General features: G+C 49.8%; 16 protein-coding genes and 1 other annotated feature (1 of these 17 only partly in view). Of the genes, 2 read left to right on the forward strand and 14 right to left on the reverse strand.

Annotated elements, in window-relative coordinates; genetic code table 11:
- Positions 1-64, reverse strand: a binding site (T-box leader); it reaches 180 nt to the left of the window's first position.
- A gap of 88 nt (positions 65-152) precedes the next feature.
- From ribD to BLW29_RS31355, 10 genes are all read right to left on the reverse strand, one after another.
- The gene (ribD, locus tag BLW29_RS07045) at positions 153-1247 is read right to left on the reverse strand and encodes a bifunctional diaminohydroxyphosphoribosylaminopyrimidine deaminase/5-amino-6-(5-phosphoribosylamino)uracil reductase RibD (RefSeq protein WP_256208422.1); all 1095 of its coding nucleotides are present in this window, start codon (positions 1245-1247) and stop codon (positions 153-155) included.
- Between the two features lie 42 nt (positions 1248-1289).
- Positions 1290-2051: a GTP cyclohydrolase II gene (locus tag BLW29_RS07050; protein ID WP_090977667.1), complete on the reverse strand. Its 762-nt coding sequence runs from the start codon at positions 2049-2051 to the stop codon at positions 1290-1292.
- Between the two features lie 66 nt (positions 2052-2117).
- Entirely contained in the window at positions 2118-3029 is a 912-nt protein-coding gene (locus BLW29_RS07055; protein ID WP_090977668.1) for a VOC family protein, read from the reverse strand.
- 50 nt (positions 3030-3079) lie between these two features.
- Complete coding sequence (locus BLW29_RS07060; RefSeq protein ID WP_090977671.1) at positions 3080-3844, reverse strand: SDR family oxidoreductase; 765 nt, start codon at positions 3842-3844, stop codon at positions 3080-3082.
- Positions 3845-3898: 54 nt separating this feature from the next.
- Positions 3899-4102, reverse strand: a complete 204-nt coding sequence (locus tag BLW29_RS07065) for a hypothetical protein (protein WP_090977672.1) — start codon at positions 4100-4102, stop codon at positions 3899-3901.
- A 191-nt stretch (positions 4103-4293) separates the two neighbouring features.
- On the reverse strand, positions 4294-5052 hold the full coding sequence (locus tag BLW29_RS07070; protein ID WP_177186513.1) for an IclR family transcriptional regulator: 759 nt from the start codon (positions 5050-5052) through the stop codon (positions 4294-4296).
- 267 nt (positions 5053-5319) lie between these two features.
- Positions 5320-6498 carry an NAD(P)/FAD-dependent oxidoreductase gene (locus BLW29_RS07075; RefSeq protein ID WP_090977676.1) on the reverse strand — a complete coding sequence of 393 codons (1179 nt, stop codon included), beginning with the start codon at positions 6496-6498 and terminating at the stop codon, positions 5320-5322.
- Positions 6499-6514: 16 nt separating this feature from the next.
- Positions 6515-6943, reverse strand: a complete 429-nt coding sequence (locus tag BLW29_RS07080) for a DUF1641 domain-containing protein (protein ID WP_090977678.1) — start codon at positions 6941-6943, stop codon at positions 6515-6517.
- Positions 6944-7287: 344 nt separating this feature from the next.
- Complete coding sequence (locus tag BLW29_RS07085; protein ID WP_090977680.1) at positions 7288-7587, reverse strand: extracellular solute-binding protein; 300 nt, start codon at positions 7585-7587, stop codon at positions 7288-7290.
- The gene (locus BLW29_RS31355) at positions 7584-7754 is read right to left on the reverse strand and encodes a hypothetical protein (protein ID WP_177186514.1); all 171 of its coding nucleotides are present in this window, start codon (positions 7752-7754) and stop codon (positions 7584-7586) included. Before BLW29_RS31355 ends, BLW29_RS07085 begins: the two co-directional genes overlap by 4 nt.
- A 338-nt stretch (positions 7755-8092) precedes the next feature.
- Between BLW29_RS31355 and BLW29_RS07090 the strand changes: the two genes are divergently transcribed.
- Together BLW29_RS07090 and BLW29_RS07095 are read left to right on the forward strand one after the other, a co-directional pair.
- Positions 8093-9457, forward strand: a complete 1365-nt coding sequence (locus BLW29_RS07090; protein WP_090977682.1) for a response regulator transcription factor — start codon at positions 8093-8095, stop codon at positions 9455-9457.
- Between the two features lie 173 nt (positions 9458-9630).
- Positions 9631-10833: a sensor histidine kinase gene (locus tag BLW29_RS07095; protein ID WP_090977684.1), complete on the forward strand. Its 1203-nt coding sequence runs from the start codon at positions 9631-9633 to the stop codon at positions 10831-10833.
- On the opposite strand, the gene BLW29_RS07100 is transcribed toward BLW29_RS07095, so the two are convergent.
- The 4 genes from BLW29_RS07100 to BLW29_RS07115 form a co-directional block, all read right to left on the reverse strand.
- The gene (locus BLW29_RS07100) at positions 10758-11504 is read right to left on the reverse strand and encodes a ThiF family adenylyltransferase (protein ID WP_090977686.1); all 747 of its coding nucleotides are present in this window, start codon (positions 11502-11504) and stop codon (positions 10758-10760) included. The two genes, BLW29_RS07095 and BLW29_RS07100, sit on opposite strands and share 76 nt — an antisense overlap.
- A 75-nt stretch (positions 11505-11579) precedes the next feature.
- Positions 11580-12272, reverse strand: coding sequence for an E2/UBC family protein (locus BLW29_RS07105; RefSeq protein WP_090977688.1), 693 nt, complete (start codon positions 12270-12272; stop codon positions 11580-11582).
- 130 nt (positions 12273-12402) lie between these two features.
- Entirely contained in the window at positions 12403-12894 is a 492-nt protein-coding gene (locus BLW29_RS07110; protein WP_256208423.1) for an NUDIX hydrolase, read from the reverse strand.
- A 352-nt stretch (positions 12895-13246) separates the two neighbouring features.
- Entirely contained in the window at positions 13247-21769 is an 8523-nt protein-coding gene (locus BLW29_RS07115; protein WP_090977690.1) for an S-layer homology domain-containing protein, read from the reverse strand.
- Positions 21770-21808: the final 39 nt, after the last annotated feature.

Here is a 21808-nt window from a genome sequence, read left to right on the forward strand (position 1 = left end):
TCGCACCAACCATCTTCTCTCTGTGAGATCCCTAATACCTACTATTTCTCATCATAGCCTTTTCATTTTAAATTAAAGCAACTTTAGCACACTCAACTTACCCTGTCAATTTATTCCACTGTTATTGCCCGTTGCAGCTATTTTAATTCATGCTATCCCTTAACATACACCGGATAACCGGTAAATTTGAAATCGTTACCTAATGAATGAACACTTGCATCCGATAGGTCAATCGCGTCTCTCATTTTCTCAATCCCCGTTCCTGCTAGAAACATCGGTGCATTTCGACCGCCGATTAATTTAGGAGCCATATAAAGAACAACTTTATCGACGAGCCTGCGCTCAACGAATGAGCTGTTGATCTCGCTGCCTCCCTCTATTAATAGAGAAGCGATATGCCGCTCGCCCAACAACTGCAGAACTTCGGACGGATTTACCTTGCTGGGATGCTCGGTCACCATTACGTGGACGCCTGCTTCGTTCAGCGCTTTCCTCTTTTCGGGGTCATGAGACTTTGTCGTAAACACCCACGTCGGGGCTTGGCCGTCGACGACAACCTTTGATTTCAACGGTAAGCGCAGCGTCGAATCCAATATAACGCGAACGGGATTTCTCCCGTTCGGTAATCTTGTTGTCAGCTGCGGATCATCTAAGATTACAGTATTGACACCGACCAATATCGCGGCGTTTTGATTTCGCAGCAAGTGGACGTCCTCCCTGGCCTGATGGGATGTAATCCATTTACTATCTGCCGAGAAGCTCGCGATCTTGCCATCCATCGTGATTGCGGACTTTAGCGTGACGAACGGGATCTGATGAACGATAAATTTGTTGAACACTTCATTCATCTTGCGGGATTCATTCTCGCAAACTCCGATTATCACGTCTATGCCGGCGTCTCTCAGACGTTGTACTCCCTTTCCCGACACAAGCGGATTAGGATCCAACGTCGCAATCACAACTTCCTTTATGCCGGCTTCTATAATAGCCATAGCGCATGGACCCGTTTGGCCGTAATGGGAACAAGGCTCAAGCGTGACGTAAATTGTCGCTCCCCGGGCATGATCTCCAGCCATATGGATCGCATGAATTTCAGCGTGGGGTTCGCCTGCTTTCATATGGACCCCTACACCTACAATTCGATTCCATTTCACAATTACGGAGCCGACAAGCGGGTTGGGATCTGTCTGACCTTTCATAGCCATCGCATTCTCCAACGCCAGTCTCATATAAAATTCGTGATCCATTCGTAGCAGCATCCTTAGAGTTTCATTTAGAATTGATTTCGATCAATTTAGAGTGAATAAGCCTTTGTGGTCTCCTCTAGAATTAAGGTGACCGGATCGCTCCATTTTGGTTTTTAAATATTTTTCATTATATTCGGATACGTCTCCCCACAGCGGAACGCGGCCCCTTATGGACATGCCCGCCTTGAGCAAGGCTTCTAATTTTCTCGGGTTGTTGGTAATCAATGTAACCGGCTTTGTTCGAAATGTTTTAAGCACCTCAATCGCATCGCCGTAATCGCGTGCATCATCGACAAATCCAAGCTTAAGGTTCGCATCCACGGTATCATAGCCATTTTCCTGCAAAATGTAGGCAATGGCTTTACTGAACAATCCAATACCTCTGCCTTCATGATTGGCCAAATAAAATAACGCACCATGGCCGTGATCGACTATTTGCGCCATCGACTGCTTCAGCTGATATCCGCAGTCGCAGCGTTTGCTTCCGAATATATCCCCGGTGTGACAAATGGAGTGGAAGCGAATCAAGGATTGCTCGGCATGTTGAATATCGCCATAGACCAGTACGCTCGATTGTTGTAATTCGGCTAAATTGGCGCGTGACAATCTGTCTATCATGCACGTGATATTTCCCATCGTTTCTTCGCCCTTCAACCAGGAATACCACGTAAAATCGACCACTTTTCCTTGCAGATTGATCGGCATTTTAATGGGTCCTACCAGGTAAATGGATGTTCTTCCGGATGGAATCAGACGGACTTTATCCTGCAAAAGCAAGACGACTTCTTCATCGTAATTGTTCATGTTTTCTCTTCTCCAACAAGCGATAATAGGGTAGAACGAGTTCTTGTTTTCCTTCCAGATGCGCACTTATATAGGCATGAGGTTACCCTCGATAACTTCGCGATGGACTACCGACCAAGGAGGAAGCTGATGCTTGTCCATGGGATTTTCAGAAGGTTCATTCGTTACGATATCCGGCACGTCGGTGGCAACTTCGAATAGGATTCCGCCATGTTCACGAAAATAAATGGCGTTAAAACACTGTTGGTTAATAATGGATGTCGCATTGAAACCATGATTGATGATCTGTTCGCGCCACATCGTATGATCCTCGTCATTCCGGGCCCTCCAAGCGATATGATGAACGGTTCCGGCGCCTCTTTCTCCCCATAGCATGGGCTCGGCATTGATATCGATGATGTTTCCAATATCGCCATGAGCACGATAACGAACCAGTCCGCCATCTCGATCGACTTTTTCCAAGCCGACGATGTGCCGCAGCGTCCTCTGCGTTTGTTCCGGATCGACGCTGTACAGGATTGCCCCGCCTAAACCTTTGATCGCTTTATCGCAAGGTACGCCTCCGAACGACCAATTACTCCAAGCCCCCGCTTCTCTCTCCACAATCTCCAGCTGCAAGCCGTCAGGATCCGTAAATTGCAAATAAGTTTCATTAAAGCGTTGCCTACGCTCATACTCAACCCTCTTGCTTGCTAGGCGTTCTTCCCAAAATCCCAACGCTCCCATAGGAACGGCAAAAGTCGTATAACCCACTTGGCCTCCTCCTACTCGGCCGCGATGGGCTTCTTTGGAGGGGAAGAACGTCATGGTTGTCCCTGGGCTGCCGACTTCATAATAAAGATGATACACTTCCGGTGCATCGAAATTAATGGTTTTCTTCACGAGACGAAGATCCAGCACGCCGGAGTAAAACTTGACATTCAGTTGAGGAGAGCGGACAAATGATGTGATGTGGTGAATTCCTGCTGTTTGGGTCATGTTGATATCCTCCATTTCATTCGTCCGTATCATAATCATGCCGTGCAGGTCTATTTTCCCCGCAGCGAAAGGTTGTGAAGCCAATCTTCGAATCTTGTTTGGGCGATGCGAAGCTTCAAATGGTCGTCGGGGATAAGCGAACGGTCGTCCAGCAATGCCCCAAAGTAGCGTACGTTATCATCCGTTATCACTTGGCGAATGTCCGCCTTCGCACTTAGATAGAGGCGGATGAGCTCGTCAAAGCGCAAACGTTCCGGACCAGCCAGCTCTTCGATGCCGTTGTCCGGTGCGCCGAGTGCACAATCGACAAGGGCGGAGGCGACGTCATCCCCGGCGAGGAATTGTACGGAGGCCGACGGTACTCGGACCAAGTTCCCCTCCGTAAACGAATTGGCGATGCCATCAATGAACTCGAAGAATTGCGATGCGCGGAGGATGGTATAAGGAATCCCCGAAGCGGCGATCTGCTTCTCTTGGGCGAGCTTTGCGCGGAAATATCCGTTCTCCGGAAGCCGATCGGTGCCTATGATCGACAAGACGATATGATGCTTCACGCCGGTGGCCGCTCCTGACGCAAGCAGGTTGCGGGTCGACGTCTCGAAGAACTCAAGCACCGCCTTGTCCTCGTAGGACGGGGAGTTCGACACGTCCACGACAACCTGCGCGCCGCTCAGCGCTTCGATCACCCCTTCACCGGTAATGGTATTGACGCCCAGGGAAGGCGAAGCCGCGATGACCTCGTGGCCGAGTCCGCGAAGGATGTTCACGAGCTTAGTTCCAATAAATCCGGTCCCGCCAATAATTACAATTTTCATTTCAGTTTCCTCCTAGTCTAGTCTGTTCGTGGTCTTTCATACCGAGCTTACTTATCAAATGTTAGGGATGATAAGCGCAATTACACCAAGACTGATCGAAATCCATGCCAGCCTCTTGTTAGGGGCCACCAAGCAAATCACTCCGAGAATAACAGCCATACTGCCCAGCCATTCGGATGCATAGAACAAACCTACGATACCTGCTGCGATTCCGATCCAGTTCAGCCACTTGGCGATCATTGGAATTATGTTCGACATCGGAGCACCTCCTTTCTTCTCTTTTACCGGCACCCCCAGTATAGAAGAAATCCCCGCTTTTTTCGGTACAATATATTAGCTCCTTAAAGTAAAATATTGATAAGGTTATAGGTACGCAAGGGCGTGACCGGTTGCTCCGACTCCGTTTATCCGCACAAAAAAAAAGGGCCGAATTGGCCCTCAACCTCGTACTATCCTTTAAAACCCATCGCAATAGACAACTTCAAACAATTCTCTTTCAGCGAACGGACCGTTACGGCATTCTCGGATGTGTCCATTGTCCCGCTCAAAGCGAGGATCGTCACGGTAGCAACAATTTGATTTTTTCTATTAAACACAGGACATGAAATTCCTGCTATTCCGGGAGCAATAGTTGAATCGCTTCGCGCATATCCTTTTTCTTGAATTTCCCGAATATCTTGCTCGAACGACTCCGGCTCCATCTGATTCTGTTCTAGTTCCCTTTTGATTAAGGCCGCTGTTTCTTCGTTTCGTAAAAAGGCAGCGAACACTTTCCCCGAAGAAGACTTCGTTACGCTTACTTGCGATCCCACGCGAATGCCTATGTTTATGGCACGTTTGCTTTCGATGCTTCGGACAAAAAACGGACCATTCAGTCCCCAAAGCGACAAATACACCGTTTCATTGACCGCATCGCTAATTTCTTTTAGGTAGGGCACCGCCACTTCGCTAATATCCATGGCATCGACTGCTTCGAGGCCTAATAATACCAGTTCCGATCCGAGCGTATACTTAAGGTCCTCGCCTTTGATTAGAAATCCGGATCTGCAGAAGCTCGTTAAATAATGATGTACTTTGCTCTTCGGCATTTCGCAAATCTCAGCAATATGCGTTATCGTCAGAGGTCTTTTTTCCGCAGCTATCTTTTTTAAGATCGCCAGCCCTACCTCCAATGACTGTATCCCTTGCCCTTTTATTTCTTGCGGCATTGATTGGTTCTCCTCCATGTACATATTCAATGAGTAAAGTAACAACGTTACTGAATGTCCATTCGAGGTTTACGCCCGATCCCGTCTCTTCCGCATCGTTGCATGAAATCATCGTAACAAAATCTAGTAAACTATTCACGGAATTATTTCTTTCTTAATCTTTATTCCCTCATGGGAATGAAATAAACAACCATGCCAGAAAGCCTGCCGTTAAAGAAACCCCCGGTTAGAGGACCGGGGGGTGGTTATTCACAATAGCCGACCGGCTTAGTAAGCCAGCAGCGACAACCCGTCGATATGCGCCAAATACCGCACGTCGCTCGCTTTTTTCATCAGCGTCGCCGGCATGCCTTTCAGTTCAATACCGCTCTCACCGATCCAGCCGATGCCGTCCTTTCGGCCCAAGCTGGCGAGCGAACCGGAATTGACGGGTTTGAATGCCGCCATTCTAGCGTCTTTGAAGTGGGCGAACAGATTGCCGCCGACGCGTTCGCCCATTTGCCAAGATAGCTGGGCGGTTGGCGGATACGGGCGGCCATCTGGCCCGATGACGACGGCGCAGTCGCCGGCAAGGAATACGTCCGGGTGCGAGACGGACTGAAGAAACTCGTTGACCGTCGCGCGTCCGTGGCTTACTTCGATTCCGCAGTTTGCCACGATTGAGTTGCCCTTTACGCCGCCGGCCCATAGGAGCGTGCTCGTTTCGATCGTACGGCCGTCTTTCAGCGTGACCGTCGAACCGTCCACCGCCGTAATCGTGAGCCCTGTCAGAAATCGAACGCCGCGCGCTTTAAGGCTCTTCGTCGCGCGCCCGATCAGGTCCTGGGAGAACGACGAGAGAATAAACGGCTTGGATTCGACGAGGTACAAGGATACGTCCCCAAAGTCGACTCCGTGCGCGCGGCAAATGCCCGGGAGCTCGTCCGCTAGCTCGCCAACGAGTTCAACCCCAGTTAAGCCGCCGCCGCCGACTACGAAGGTTGCATCCGCTTTGTTGCTCAATTTTGCATACGCGGCGATTTTATTATGAACGTGAGCGAAAATCCTGTTCGCGTCCGCGACGGACTTCAGCGTGAAGCTATTCTCCTGTAGACCCGGGACGCCGAAGAAGTTCGATTCGCTTCCGAGCGCAAGCACGAGCGCGTCGTATGCGTAGGCCATTCCATCGGCCAAAACGACTTTATGGCCTTCCGGATCTACCGCGGTCACCATACCGATGTGCAGGTTGATATCTTTGCCTTTAAAGAGACTGGCGAGCGGCAAAGAAACGGCTTTCTCGGTGACGTTGCCCACCGCCAGACGATGAAGCTCAGTAATGATTTGGTGAGATTCGTACTGGCTAATCACTGTAATCTTTGCTTCCTCCACCGAGAAGTACTCGCGAGCGGATAGCGCACTGAGAAGTCCGCCGTAACCAGCGCCAAGAATAATAATGTGTTTGCTCATGACTGTTCTCATCCTCCTATTCCTGTTTCCTTCTATCGCCAAGGATGTTCAAGTACGCTTGACCGAAGCGAAGCACCCGCTGAAACTCCGGATCTTTGAGCAGTCCCAGCATACCAAACAGGCCGATCGTGGAATCGTCTTTCTCCGCCCGGCCGCGGGCTTCAATCGCAGCCGACGCGTAATGCTTCACATTCTCCTCGATAGGCTTCATAACTTCCATGATGGCGCCCAGCGTGTCCTGAACCAGTACGCGGTCGCCAGCGGCCTGTTTGGCCAAATCGTAGGTCTTGGTTAGCAACGTCGTCATCTCGGCGAGTTTTGGCAAGTTCGTAACCAGAACCGTCAACGCCTCTTGGACCTCCGGCTTCGATAGATGATTCAGGACGACGTTTACCTCTTTTGTCTGCCGTGCGAACTCTTCTTGCTTCTCGATGGTTTCCAACATTTCAGTGTTCCTCCTTCAATCCTCTTCCGATATCCAAGCCTGCTGACTTTCATGCAATAAATTTCCTAATGATAATAGCAGGCAGTACCGGAACGCGATACCGTATCGGTTTCGATCGATAACGTTAATCTCATTAAACATGTCCTCCATGAAGCATTATGAACAACCACTTCGTGCATTACTCTATTCTCGCCGCATCAAACGACTCCAACAGCTCGTCCTTTGTCAGCTTGCCCGCAATATACGCCTGAATGGATGATCCGAATTCCTGCGTGGCGCCGTCCGGCATTCTATACCAAGCCCATGGCAGGGTTTTGCCTGCTTTACTATATTCGTAAACAGCGCTAGCCGATATCTCCCAGTTGATCGGGAATGAACGGAATGGTAGCTAGAGCCGGAATAAACATAAACTCTTCGACGATATAACGTCTGCCCGTTTCGGAAGTGACCATCCAGTTCAGGAAGTCTTTCGCCTCCTGTTTCATGCTCGAGTGCTTATTTACGACCCAGTTGGACGGCACGTCTACGAAAATCTTGTCATTCAGAGCAGGGTCATCATTGATCGGCATCGGCGCAAGCCCGAGATTCAATTCCTTGTCTATGCTGTCGAGCTTAACTTGCGTCCAGTTCCCCTGCTGCATCATAGCCGCTCTGCCTGCAGCGAATTCGGCGTTGCGCTCGGTACTGAAGAAGCACTGGACGGCGCGTCTTGATTGGCGTTGGATGTCGTCTCTTTCATACTGCCGTTTGCCGTCTGAAGAGAGAAGGTTAGGACTGCGCTTATGGCCAAGAATCCAAAGCTTCTCCTCATATAGCCCTCCTGTTGCATTGTGTTTTGATAGCCCCAGGTATCGACGAAAAGACTGTTCCGTATGGGTAATCCAGCGTTCTTCGATCGATGGGACTAGTTACCATTCGCCTGTTCGGCCTTTATATGTGCGAGTTCCGCGCATAATGTTCACTCCTTTTCACTTGAAAATTAAGATATTGTTAATATATATTATATACTAATAACTAAATATTAAAAAATAAACAGATAGCAATGATGGGTTAGGTAGAATATATTGATGCCGGGAAGGCAGCCTGGTTAACGAAACGGGATCAAGTATTCGAAGAAACATCAGACTTGACAACTTGGAGGGAATCAACATGATACTACAGCCGCTCGTGGAAAAGAAGTTCAACCATGACAGAGCCATAAGCTCCCCACCTTATGAAAGCAGCGTTTTGATTGAAACCGATGGCGATAGAAGTCAAGGTCTCAAGGCGCTCATCATCGATGACGAACGACATGTCCGGCAAGCTGTACAGCTGTTGGTAGAATGGGAAAGGCACGGCATTCGGGATGTATTCGAGGCAACGGATGGAGAGTCGGCCATTCTGATGATTCGGGAGCATCATCCGGAAGTTATCATAACGGATATGATGATGCCCGGCGTAGACGGAACCGAACTGCTGAGTTGGATCCAGGAACATGCGCCTTGCAGCAAGACAATCGTGATTAGCGGATATAATGATTTCCGGCTCGTACGGCATTCGATGAAGACCGGAGGTTTGGATTATTTGCTCAAACCGATCAACGAGAGTGAAATTCAAACAGCGGTCAAGCGGGCCGTTCTGCTTTGGAAACAAGAAGCCGACTCGCGCAAGTTGCAGTGCAGCATTAATATTGAGGTAAATCAGCTCAAACCGATATGTTGGGAGAAGTTGTTCACGCAATTAATCCAGCACCCGGACGATAACCACAAGCAAATATCCGAAATCAAACGAGAGTTCTCGTCCTTCGGGGACATGGCCTCGTGCAGATGCTCCATACTCAGCCTAACGACGATTGACGAGCGCATCCAACATGAGTTTGGGAAGCATCACGACCTGCTCTTCTTCGCGCTCACCAATGTGTGCAATGAAATTCTGCGAAAGTCCATGTCCGGGTTTGCCTTCCGTTATTGGTCAAGCGAGGATGAGATCGTGCTCCTGCACTGGAATAAGCTGGACCATGCGGAGAAAATCATCGAGGAGATCAATCATAGCTTGTTCAAATCCCTAGGCGCCAGATTCGACTTCGGAATCGGCACGGAGAAAAAGTTCCACCATGAAGTTCAGCAGGCTTATCTTGAGGCGAAAGCCGCGCTGCATCAGCGCAATGTTCAAAAGGCAAACGACCGTATTTATGTACTTGAAAGCGCGCAAGACAGCAACGTAATGACAGACATTCAGAAATACATCCAAACGCACTATTTTAACGAATTGTCGCTCATGCATCTTTCGAATACGTTCCATTTTAGTCGCGAGCATATCTCACGGCGTTTTAAACAGGATTTCGGCGTGAACGTATCGGATTATTTAGAGCAAATCCGAATCGCTAAGGCCAAGCAATTTTTATCGAGTCCTTGTCTCAAAATCTCGCAGATCGCCGAAATGGTGGGCTATCCAGATATGAAATATTTCACCAAGGTGTTCAAGAAAACGACTGGAAATTCGCCTCAGCACTATCGGAACGCCCTGAAGTCATGACTCTTCTGATGCGCTAGGGTTCAATCTTGTCAATATCTTTCTAGAACGAGCTAATATTTTATACCGATAATCATAGTGTATGGCTACTATACTTAGGTGTTGGCAACAGGCGAGGAAACTCATCATCTGAGTATCGTTTACAACGGCAGATCGATTTGAAAGGGGAGGGCGCATTGAAATCCAGCATTCGCAAAAAAATGATTTTATTCTTATTGGCCGCCACGATCCTGCCTATTTCCATTTCAATGTACATGGCCTGCCGGATTTCGACCTCATCCATATCGGATCACGCGATTGAGGAGAATTCCAAGCTTCTCTATCAAGGGAAGACGAACCTGCACAATTACCTCGAGCTGTTTAAGCAGCTGTCCCTTTCGGTCTATTATGAAAACCTGTCAAATCAAACATTCACTTTGTTCAAAATCATTAGGGACGGCGTAACAATCGGCAATGATCGGTACATGAAAGAAAGTGAAATGAATAAAACTTTACGCAGCATGGCGAAGACGAATCCGGACATCTACCAGATCCGTCTGAATGTGGATAAGGACAAGCGCACCTATTTGTTAGTCAACGATCTCATTCGCAGCGAGACGAACGTTCGATCGCCATTCGGCAATTCGGCTGACCGGAAACCTTCGGGCTCTATGGAAGCTTCCCATACCAGCCATACCTATGGCATTGACGAAAGGATAAAATTCCCCTATTACGCTCCGAAAACGGTCGTTTCCCTGCATCGTCCAATCCTTGATTTGTCTTCCGAGAAGCAAATCGGCTTCCTCTCCATCGATATCACGCTCGATTTCATTCGCTCCGTTGGCGAAATGCTATACGGCGGCTCCGAAGAATTGTGGATATTGGATGGGCAGGATCAGGTCGTCTATAGCTCGGATGAGCGTCGGATAGGCGACAAACTTCAGGAGAACTGGGCAATCCAAGCATCAGGAACGACGATGCCCCACGGCCAATACAGATCGCATTCCGGTTCGTTCGACGGCATCATCCTGTACGAGAAGCTCAAGACGCCCTACGTGAACTGGACGATCGTGAAACGGATTCCCTACAGTCATCTCTATCTCTTCGCCAATCAGATGAGCCTAATCCATGGCCTTATATTCGGTTGTTTTTTGATTATTTCCGCTGCGGCCACGATTTACATTTCTTACCGGATCACCAAGCCCATCAAACAGCTGAACCGTTCCATACAGGTCATGCAAGCCGGTAATCCGCAGATCCGCATCCCAATAAACAGCCAGGATGAAATCGGCGTTTTCTCCCGCAAGTTCCGGGAGCTCATGGATCAGATCGACCACCTCTTACTACGGGAGTATCGACTGGAGGTCAGATTTGTTTCGGATAATGTATCATCATCATAAATGCTAATTGTCCCTACCCCAAGTCGTGCTAATTGTTCAATCATAGGCGATCCCGTCCCGCTAGCGCCAACGACTCCGATGTGAAGATTTTGAAGGAGCTTCTGCATGTCACTCCCGAAGGCACGAACATTACGGTCGAAAGCGGATAAATCGAGATCTGGTCGTCCGGTTGGGAAAAAGAAGCGATATTGACTACCTATAACTCGGATGATATCGAGCATCTCTGCAGATACGCCACCACGACCATCCTGTAACCAAACACGACCTGTCATGCTAGTTGGAGTGTTCATGAGCAAACTACCATGAACTTGTCCAGGAGCTCGAACATAGGCGGGTTTGAACATGTGTGGTTCTTCTATATTATCCACGTCAGAATATTCAAGATAGCCCCCAGGATGGGTATGTATCCAAAAGAAACAGTACCCTCCCCTAGCTGCTTTCTGAAATGCTTCTGAATAAACGGAGACGGGGACCCGGATATTTAATGCAGTTTGTTCAAGCACTTCAGTTGGCAAAATATGCTGTATTTCTTTCACCAACAGGCGTGTCTCAGAATCGGTGATAGACTTTTTACAGAAAACGATTGCTGCTTGCTCCACGGAGTCATCACCGAAAAGACAGCAAACCAGCCGTTCAAATTCACGTTCCATAAACGTCATCGTATATTTCATTGGGATCTCCTACATTAAAATGGTTAGAGGCTCCTCGAGGAGCCTCCTTCTTACCCTGCTGGTAGTTCGGATACATTACTCACCTTTAAGCAATGCCTCCGCGACAAAGGTGAAATGTGTTCGAAGTCCGCCCATAAGCGGATTCCAGCTTCCACCATCTCTGTGACGTGAAAAGCGCTGCCAAGTGGTACCCAGATATTGTTCATCGCACACGGCAGCCGGCTGCTGGCCGTCCTTCTTTTGAACAGCTGGCTGAACCCAGAACATATCCATTTCAGCTGTAGGGAAACCTGCAGGGATCTTCACCATTAAAGTCACATCATTAGGCACATATTTCTCGCCTAAGTCGAAATTTTTAATAATCAGGAACAACTCATTCTGATTCATTGGGTTACGCTGCAGTTCGTACTGATAACCTTGAGCTTCTAGATAGCTTACTTCGCGCGATGGGAGTACTGTCGCTGCATTAATAACCAAATTACCGTTATTAATGTTGCTTTTCATTGAAACGAACTGCTCGTCCGTAATTAGGTACATTTTTTGTTCGTCAGCGATTTGAATGTCGCTGCGCGAACTTTGAATTAAGTATAAAGCGAATTCTGGAGGAATCTGAGCAAGTTGCTTCAGTTCCCGGCCTTTCATCACATGCTTAAGTGAGGTATACTCAACAGCGTCAATTGTAATGCGAACGTCTGGATTGACGAGGTGTTTCACGAAGAACGTCATGTCATCAACCAGGACTACAACCGGACCATCGTCTGGAATCAACTCGGTTTCCTCGTCGCCATCAACTTCGAGATAGAGTTCGTATTCTTCGACATTCTGTAATGTCCTCGAGGTGCGAACTTTTGGAAGAGGTTCACTTTCAATGCGGATCTGTTACAAATAAAGGCGGTTATTAAATTCTATAATCAAAAGAACCACTCACGATAGGAATAGTTCCAGAACGTATCCATTCAATCGCCTGCAAAACGAGGGGCGATGAATTGTTAGTTGTTACTTCATTAAGAGCCAACCATATAGCTCCGTTTGAATCTTGCCCTTCAAAGGATTCAACGGTATTAGTTATCTCTTCTAAAGAGACATCTATTTTATACAAAATTGCAATATGATGTAAATTTTCGACCCTATTTTCTTGTGGTGTCCACACCACAGAAAAATCACAGATACCTATATTTTCAAGTTTTTGAATTGTATATCCCGTTTCTTCTCGGAGTTCCCTTGTAATTCCTTGCTCCAAGGATTCCATCTTTTCTAGCCGACCACCAGGTAAATCATATTTCCCTGTGTAGGGACCTAAGATTTTCCGAATGACTAAAATACTATTATCAGATACACAAACCCCATAAACTCCCATATGTCGATAAAAATTTTCTCTGGTATCAGCCACTCTTCTCTCTCCCCATAATAAATTAGCAGAACCATTTTACATTTAAGTCTGGTCGTTCAAACCAAAAAGGTTGATTGTCTAAGATTGACCTTTGACTGGCACACTGGATATAGACAAGAGGTGACCAACATATTTTTCTATTCGATGTCGTGTTCTCGTATTCCTTGCTGTCCAGATAACGGAACCAAGCCTCAAGCGATACCATTGCCCCAATGCCTTTGCTAAAGGCAACCGGATTTAGGTAGCTTTGACTCCCCTTTGCTTTAGTCCTTTCGCGGCGTGTAGTTCTTCTATAATAAGGGCGATGCAAAATGAATTGCATCGCCCCAATTTCTCCGAAATTCTATTCAAGTTACGAGTTCATGTAGATTTTGTACAGCAAGACCGCGGTTTGCGCTCTTGTGACCTTGCCTTTCGGATCAAGCAGGCCACCGCCACTACCGATAATAATTCCAGATTTGACCAACGAGGCCATATCAGCCTCTGCATACTTGGAAATACGGGCGGCATCTTTGAATGTGGTTAACTCGGCTACTGATCCTGCCGAGAATGTCCGCTGTGCCGCAGTCATCGCCCGAATGACCAACACGGCCATTTCTTCTCTTGTAATCGAGGCATTAGGTATAAACGAGCCGCTGCAAGTGCCCCGCGCAATGCCGAGCTTCCTTGCGATGCCAAGCGAATGATAATACGGATTGTCGACGGATACATCTGCAAAATTGGAATCAAATGCAACCGAGAGATCGAGAGCCTTGATCAAGCCATCCAAAAACCCTGCCCGCGAAATTTCCTTATTCGGACTGAATTCTTGATCGGACTTACCCGAGAGGATCCCTTTCGCTGCCATCGTTTGGATTTGCAGGTTCGCCCATGTGTATTTACCCGTATCACGGAACGCTACGGGATGGTAGGCGACAGCAAATTCGCTGAAATGAGTTGTCTTAAAAGTAACTTCCCCTGTTGCCGTATCATATCTGCCATTCGTAATCGGGTGAATACCGCCTTCCTTGTCAATATACCAGACAACGATCTGTTCTGGATTGTTCCTTTCCTCTGCGTTCGGACTGTAAGCCAACCGAACTTGTACAGGCGCGTTCGCGTTATTCCATGCCACGTCATTGCCGTCGATTGCGGCGTGTAATTCGATAACGGGCTTGCCTTTAAGCAAGCTTGCAGTTGCGGCGTCCAGACCGGTGAGATCGGCAGACCTTATGCTGAATTGAAGCGATTGATGATTCTTAAGTTCGTTCGAAGTAAACATATTATTCGGAATGACGATGGTGCCAATCGGCGTAGTCACTTCGATCCGTTTGTCCAGCCTATTCGGCAGTTCGGCATCTCCTCCGGCGAAAGGCTCAATCGGCAATTGGAGCATGTATTCCGAGCTGCCTTCCAATGCCTGGATGTCCATCCGAATCGTCTTGACTCCCTCAGCGTCGGCAGTCACTTGATCGAATGCCGCCGTAATCGTGGAAGCAACGACCTCAACCTTGGCCTTCCCGTCGGTTCCCAAAGGCTTCACTACGATGTTTCCGTCCGTTGGCATCGGAACCGCAGGCGGCTGTTGATCCGCAGGCGGATTGGTCTGCGGCGGGTTAGAAACCGTCTCCTTGGTGCTCACCGTTAAGATTTGGCTTGGATTGGAAACATTCCCTGCCGCATCCTTCGCGGTCACCGTAAAGTTGTATGACGTATTAGCATGCAATTGTGTAACTGTATACTGAGTATCGGCCGTGGAGCCCACTTTCGTGTTTCCTAGATAAACATCGTATCCAGTAACGGCCACGTTGTCCGTCGAAGCTGTCCACGACAGCATGACAGATGTCGTTGTTTTACCCGAGAGATGAATGACCGGCGCAGTCGGCTTTTCCGTATCCATAATGATGCCACCTTTGCCGCCCGTTACTTTGATATAGTCGATGACGACGTCCGAATCGCCCGGATCCCTTTGAATTCTGACTGTAGCTCCGGCCGGAATATCTACGGAAACCGTGACCTCTTTATACTGCCCTGTCCAACCGCCCGTGTTCACGAACGGAATGTCGACCGCTTTCGTGCCGTTGACGTAGAAGCTTAAGTGGCGACCATCCTCGCCGCTGGAATAGCCGACGATCAGCTTGTTGCCCGCGATCACGCTCGGGAACTCCAAATAACTGCCGTCTCCCCAGATGAAATGAACCGCTTCGCCGTTCGAAGCCGATCCATCCTCGAATGCCGAGGTGCGGTGACCGTCACCGTCGACGCCGAACAATACGGACTCTTCCGCTTCATAACGAACGTCGGAGCCGGTCTCCACGGCATTCGTCGCGATTTCTGCCGTGGCGGCCTCCGAGATGTTGCCCGCCGCATCGTTGGCCATTACCGCAAAATGATACGACGTGCTCGGTGCAAGTCCTCTTGCGTTAAAGCTCGTTCCTTGAACGGACCCGATCTTCACGGCATCCTGATAGATGTCGTAGGACATGACACCAACATTATCCGTGGATGCTGTCCACGATAAGTTCACCGTACGAGCCGACTTGCCGGAGATAGTCAAATCTTGCGGCGCAGTCGGCCTTTCCGTATCCACAGGATCTGTGGTGCTGCCTTCACCGCCCGTTATTTTGATATAGTCGATGATGACGTCCGAATCGCCCGAATCCCTTTGAATTCTGACCGTAGCTCCCGTCGGAATATCCACGTGAACCGTGGCCTCTTTATACTGCCCTGTCCAACCGCCCGTGTTCACGAATGGAATGTCCGCCGCTTTCGTGCCGTTGACGTAGAAGCTTAAGTGGCGACCATCCTCGCCGCTGGAATAGCCGACGATCAGCTTGTTGCCCGCAATGACGCCAGGAAACTCCAAATAACTGCCGTCTCCCCAGATGAAATGAACCGCTTCGCCGTTCGAAGCCGCAGGACTGTCATTGAAAGCGGATGTCTGATGCCCTTCCGCATCCTGTCCGAATAGATTCGCATATTCCGCTTCGTATTTGTCGGAGACGGTCATGTCGACGAGATTGACCGCGACATCCGGAGCCCCGTCATCTTGAAGCTTCACTTCCGCGCCGGCCGGAATTTGAGTTTTGACCTCAACAACACCATCTTGGCCATTCGTATTAGGGAAAATGATCTTTTGGCTAAATGTGCCGTTTACGTATAAGCTCATTTGCCCCGCAACGCTGCTTGCGTATTTAACCAGCAAGGATATGCCTGCGGAGGTGCTTGTTACGGTCATACCGTTGATAGGCGCTTGATCATCGTTTGTTTCAATCGCGATTCGGTCCAGACTGACCGGCATTTCTCCAGGGTTCTGTTCGAACACGAACTTTACGGAATCGCCGGCATGAACGTCCGCCGAGACGGATATCTCGTTATAGGTGCCCGTAAAGCTTCCCGTGCTCGGGAAAACAACCTTCTTCTTAGAGCCGTCGTTCACATACATGTAGAGCGTGCCGGTATCTTGGCTTGCGTAGCGAATACGAACGCTATTGCCCGCAATGACATTGACGAATTCAATGCCGGAGCCCGCTGTATTGATGCTAGAGACTGCAAGCCCTCTCGAGGCATTCGCGGTATTGCCGCTAACATCCGTCGATACATAAGCGCTGCCGAACAATGCTGCGTCTTCCGCCTCGTAATCGCCGTCGACCTGAATATAGTCGAGATTGACTTCGCTGTCGCCGGCATCCTTCTGCAGCTTGACGATATCGCCCTCATGAAGGCGAACCGGTACGGAAATCACGTTGTATTTCCCGTCCCAACCGCCGCCTTCATAGGCCGGGAATTCGACGTCCTGCACTTTGATATCATTCACGTACAATGTCAATTTCCGCGTGTTGGTATCACCGTTCGCATAAGCGATTGTCAACTGTGTGCCATCTTTGACCGCCGGGAACTCGAAAGATCCCGTTCCATTAGGCGGAGCCCATAATCTGGCAGCCGCTTTGCCGTTCGAAGCAGCCGCGTCATCCACGGCAATTGGCGAATAGCCGTCATCCGACTGGCCGTTCATCTTCGCATATTCCGCTTCGTAACGATCGGAAATTTGGATGGCGTCCAGCTCGATTGCACCGGTGCCTCTCGATTTCGAGAACGTTAAGCTTGCGCCTTTCGGGACATGCAATTTCACTTCTTGGGTAGCAAACGCTCCCGGTTCCGTTGATGCGAGCGGAATGGATTGCAGGAGTAAGCCATTCACATCCAGATTCAGCGTTCCGCCGTTCGCTGCGGCATACCGAAGAAGAATGGCATTGCCGCCCGAAACTTCCGGGAACTGCACGGAATCACCCTCGTCCGCCAAACTGACCTTCCATCCATCCGAGAGCCCGTTGCCAGTAACGGCAGCTGCATTTCCGTTCAGTACACCATTCTCCGCCTCGTAATGCCGGTTGGCAGCATACGAACCTTCAGCTTCAATTGAATCGATGGCCGACGAATCGGCGAACGTATCGTCACCGTCATGCTGGAGCTTCACGGTTGCGCCTTGCGGGATTACCGCGTCGATCGTCAACGTTCCATAGTCGCTGCCCGACGTTGGCGGGAATTCGATCGTCTTTTTCTTCATGTTATTGACATACAAGCTCAACGTGCCGTCATTTGCGCCAGCATAAAGGATCGCAAGCTTGCTGCCGGCGTTCATGCCGGGGAATTCAACGGAGGCGCCATCTGTGCCCAACGCATTCACGGAATAACCATAAACGGCTTGCGCGTCCGCAGTAATTTGCGCCGCGCCATACCGGTTCGCGTTCTCCGCTTCGCGCTGCTTGTCCCGAACCTCGATCTCGTCGATTGGTGCCGTATGGTCCGCCTGTTTCGTATTCTGAAGCTTTAAAACGGACCCGTCCGCTACGGAAACATCCGCTTCTGCGATTCTGTAATTGCCCCATGAGCCCGTATAAGGCATCACTACATCTTGAAGGAGATTGCCGTTCAAGAATAGCCCGAGTTGGCCGTCCGTCCCTGGCTTTTCACCTTCGGAGTAACGAACCTTTATCACGTTTCCGCCGCGAACTTGAGGAATCTCTACACCATCCCCGATATCGGCGAAGGCCCATGCCCAATAATTTCCTGAGGGGCCGTTCGGATCTGTCACCGCATTGTACCAGGTTCTCGCATTTCCGTAGAAGTTCCCGTTCTCCGCTTCATAGACGCCTGTCAGCTTGATGTAATCGAAGTGAACGGGCGTATCTCCGTTTCCGTCGTTCTGAAGCTTGATGCTCGACCCGTAAGGGATGTCGACGTCAAGGGTACGCTCTGCGAAAGGCCCGCTCCAGCTGCCCGTTGGATCAAACGTTACTTTCTGCGAGAAAACAAAGTCTTGACCGGGTTTTGCAAGGTATAAGCTAAATTGGCTTGTCGTGCCGGTATTCTCGCCAGTGTAGCCGATAATCAGCCGGTTAGCGGCTTTGACATGCTCGAAAGTGACGGATGCGCCTTGCACGTCGGTCCCGATGACCTGCATCTGATTGGAGGCGGACGATCCAGGACCTTCATCGTGCGCTGTTGCTCCTCCGCTCAGAATCGCCGATTCCGCCTCCATCTTATCGGAGAATCCGATGTCATCCACGACGAGTGAAGCATCAACCGCATTCTGAGTCTCTTTCTTCAAAATAATCTGCATGCCGTCTCGAATATACGCATTCAGAACAGCCATACGATAAACATTGCCTGTCGCAGGCAGCTTCAGCACGCCAAGCGTGTCGGTTTTGTAAATCGAGGCGTCGTCCACGTTATCCCTGTATTTGGCGTAAACGGTAAATTCGAAGTCCGCAGCGGCTTTATACCGTACAGACAGCGAGCTTGCTCCGTTCTTGTTCAGGAAAGCGATATAGCTGCCGTCCGCGCCAAATCCGGTCATTCCGGCCCCGCTTGAAGCGTCCTCGTCGAGCTGAAGCTGTACGTCCGCCGATTTGTCAGCGAAATGTTCCGCTTCGGTAACGCCGGTTACGTTCACATTGTCGATTCGAACCCGTCCCCCACCGTTCTCGTACACGAGTTTGACGGTTGCGCCGGATGGGATGTCCGCATCAATCGTCCGGATGTTGTATTGGCCCTTCCAAGTGCCGATGAACGGAAATACGACGTCTTGTTTCTTCACGTCATTGACATATAAGGCAAGCTTGCCGTCTCCGTCGGCCGCGTATCTTACCAGCAGCTTGTTACCTGCTTTGAGATTCGCGAACGAGATGCCATCTCCGTCATGCTGCACGTCTGCGCCCATTCCTCCGGAAGCGGCAGCATCGGCGTATAGAGCCGTACCTTGAATCAAATTCGCCGTTTCAGCCTCGTTGTTCAAAATCACCGAGATCGAGTCCAGGCTTACCGGATTGCTTCCTTGACGGAGTTGGAACTTGACGGCTGCGTTCGCCGGAATGTCCGCATTCACTGTTGTCGTCAAGTAGCTGCCCGTTGCCGCACCCGTGGAAGGCAAGTCAACGTTCGCGATCCATCGATCGTTTACGAGTAAGCACAGCTGCGCGTCGCTCGCTGCGGCATATCTCAGCTGCAGCTGGCTTCCCTCCGCGACGTTATCGAAGGAAACCGAATCGGCCGTACCGCTAAGAACCGTCTGTTCGCCGTTCGAGGCATCCGGGTCACTGTTCAAGACTGTCCCCCCGGCAAGAGCGCCGGATTCCGCTTCGTACCAGTTCAAGCTGGAGATGGCGTCCAACTGCAAGCCTGCCGCACTGTTATCGTCGTTTCGCTGAATGACGACCGTTGCGTCGCTTGGTATCGGACGATTGATAAATGCCTCCTTAAACTGGCTTTCGCTACCGGTGCTAGGCAAATTCAAACGAGTCCCATCTCCGTTGATGTACACGGTCATGCTGTCGTTCTGCGTGCTCGAATAGCGAATTTTGAGCTGCTTCCCTTCTTGCATGCCATTAAAGACGGCAGACGCCCCGACTACATCCAGATCCGTTGCCGTGCCATTGCCTGAAGCGGCCATATTTGTTTGTCCATGGGCGCCGTTGTACAACCCGGAGGCAAACTCCGCTTCATATTGGCCGCTTATCTGAATATAGTCGATATTTACATCGCCTGATTCCGCCGAATCCCGTTTGAGCTGCAGAACGGCATTGTGGGGAATAGAGACCGGCACCATCGCCGAGACGTAGGCATCGCTGCCCGTCATTGCGCCGGTTGCTTCCAGACTTACAGTCCGGACTCGTTTGCCGTTCACATATAGGCCAAGCTCGGTATCGGCTTCTGACGTGTAACGAATCAACAATTGTGTACCTGGCGACACCTCGCCGGCGCTATATGCCAAGTAGCTTCCTTCAGATGGGGACAACGTAATCCCTTGGCCGCCCGAAGCATCAGTGTCGATATATGGAACGCCGTCCGTCAGCGTGCTGATTTCCGCTTCGTCGTGGGCAAGCACTCGCAGCGTGTCCAAGTAGATTTCCCCGTCGCCGGAATCCCGTTTCAGCTCAATAGAGCCAAGAAGCGGTACCGCGATATGAGCGTATGTATCCGTCCAAGTTGCGGAAGCAGGGAAATTGATTTTTTGCCGGAAAGTGCCGTTCACATAAAGACTCAAGGTGGCAGGGCTGCTCGCGGCGTACCTCATTTTCAGAATCGATCCCGCGTTTGTGTCGAAAAATTCAACTGCCTTGCCTTCCGAGTCAAGGTCGACGTACCGGCCGCCTGAAGCCGTACTGTCGTCTGCATAGACGGCATCGACAACATCGCCGTTCATGAGCTGAATCGCCGATAGCGGATCCTCGGCTTCCATATCTCCGGTATACGGATAATTAAGCGACCAGTCGCTGACCGTCAGCGGACTGCCTTCTTCTTTGTACAGGTTCTGGGCGAAGTATAGCGTCCCTCTTACATTGAACAGTTTCCCATTCGATGAACCGTTCTGATAGAAAGCGGTCGTAGCTTTCGTCGCCAGTTTTTTCGCCGCTAGGGTCTTCACCAGACCTGCAGTTTGATTATTCGGCTTTCCTTTGTTGAACTCATTCGTATGGAACCCGTACTCGATGATTTTGAGGTCGTCGGGATACTGCGCCATGAAGCGGTCCATCCCCTGCTGCAGCCTCGGCTGATTAATCAGTTCGGATGGTAAAGCGCTTTCATCCGGAGGACTGCCGCTTGGATAGCTGTAATTATTAAGGAAGTATCCATCGGCTTTATGCGCGATATTGGCATAAGACGGCGTATTGTAAACGAAGTCCCAGCCATAGAAAACACTAAGGTATAATTTAGCTGAGCCGACAATACCCCTCAAGCGGCTGATCAAATCATCCACGTACGCGACTTGGCTCGTGGACCAATCCGGGTTTGCTCTGCCGTCTGCGTAGGTATCGTTCTTGAAATGGTTCGCAACCGTGCCATCGTCAACCGGCATATTCACCGCGAAATAAGCGACGTCTTTCAACCGGTCGTTAGCGACCAAATAATGCAGCAGTGCCGTGTATCCGTGCGCCGCATCGTCCGTATTATACTGGTTGATCACGTTGATCGCATCATGATGGGTCGGGTCGTTGAAATCCCAATCGAAGGTGCCTGCGTCATAATTTTCGATACGGATGACGGCCTTTTGGCGATTTTTTTCGAGCTCGTCGAACAGACTATTACGATCCCCATCGGTCATATGCACAATATCATAGAAGCCAACGGCATTCACATGATCGCGTTCTCTCATCCGCTTAAAATCGAAAGCGATTCTTTCATAAAAATTGGCATTGGGGTTAAAAATATAAGTGCTTCCAGTTAGCGCTCCATCCGGATTGTCGTACAAATCGACGAACGGCGCCTCATATGGTGTCACGGTTCCCGTGTCGATCGGATCGGCGTATGCGGTAGAAGATGCCCCTATTGCGCTTGCTAGAGGAGAAAGCATGATGCTTAGTGATAGAATCAAGATTGATATTTGTCTTTGCATTCAAAAAATGCCTCCTTGATTTGCATCAGCATGAGTCGG

The sequence above is a fragment of the Paenibacillus sp. CF384 genome (genome assembly GCF_900106745.1).
GTDB lineage: Bacteria > Bacillota > Bacilli > Paenibacillales > Paenibacillaceae > Paenibacillus_Z.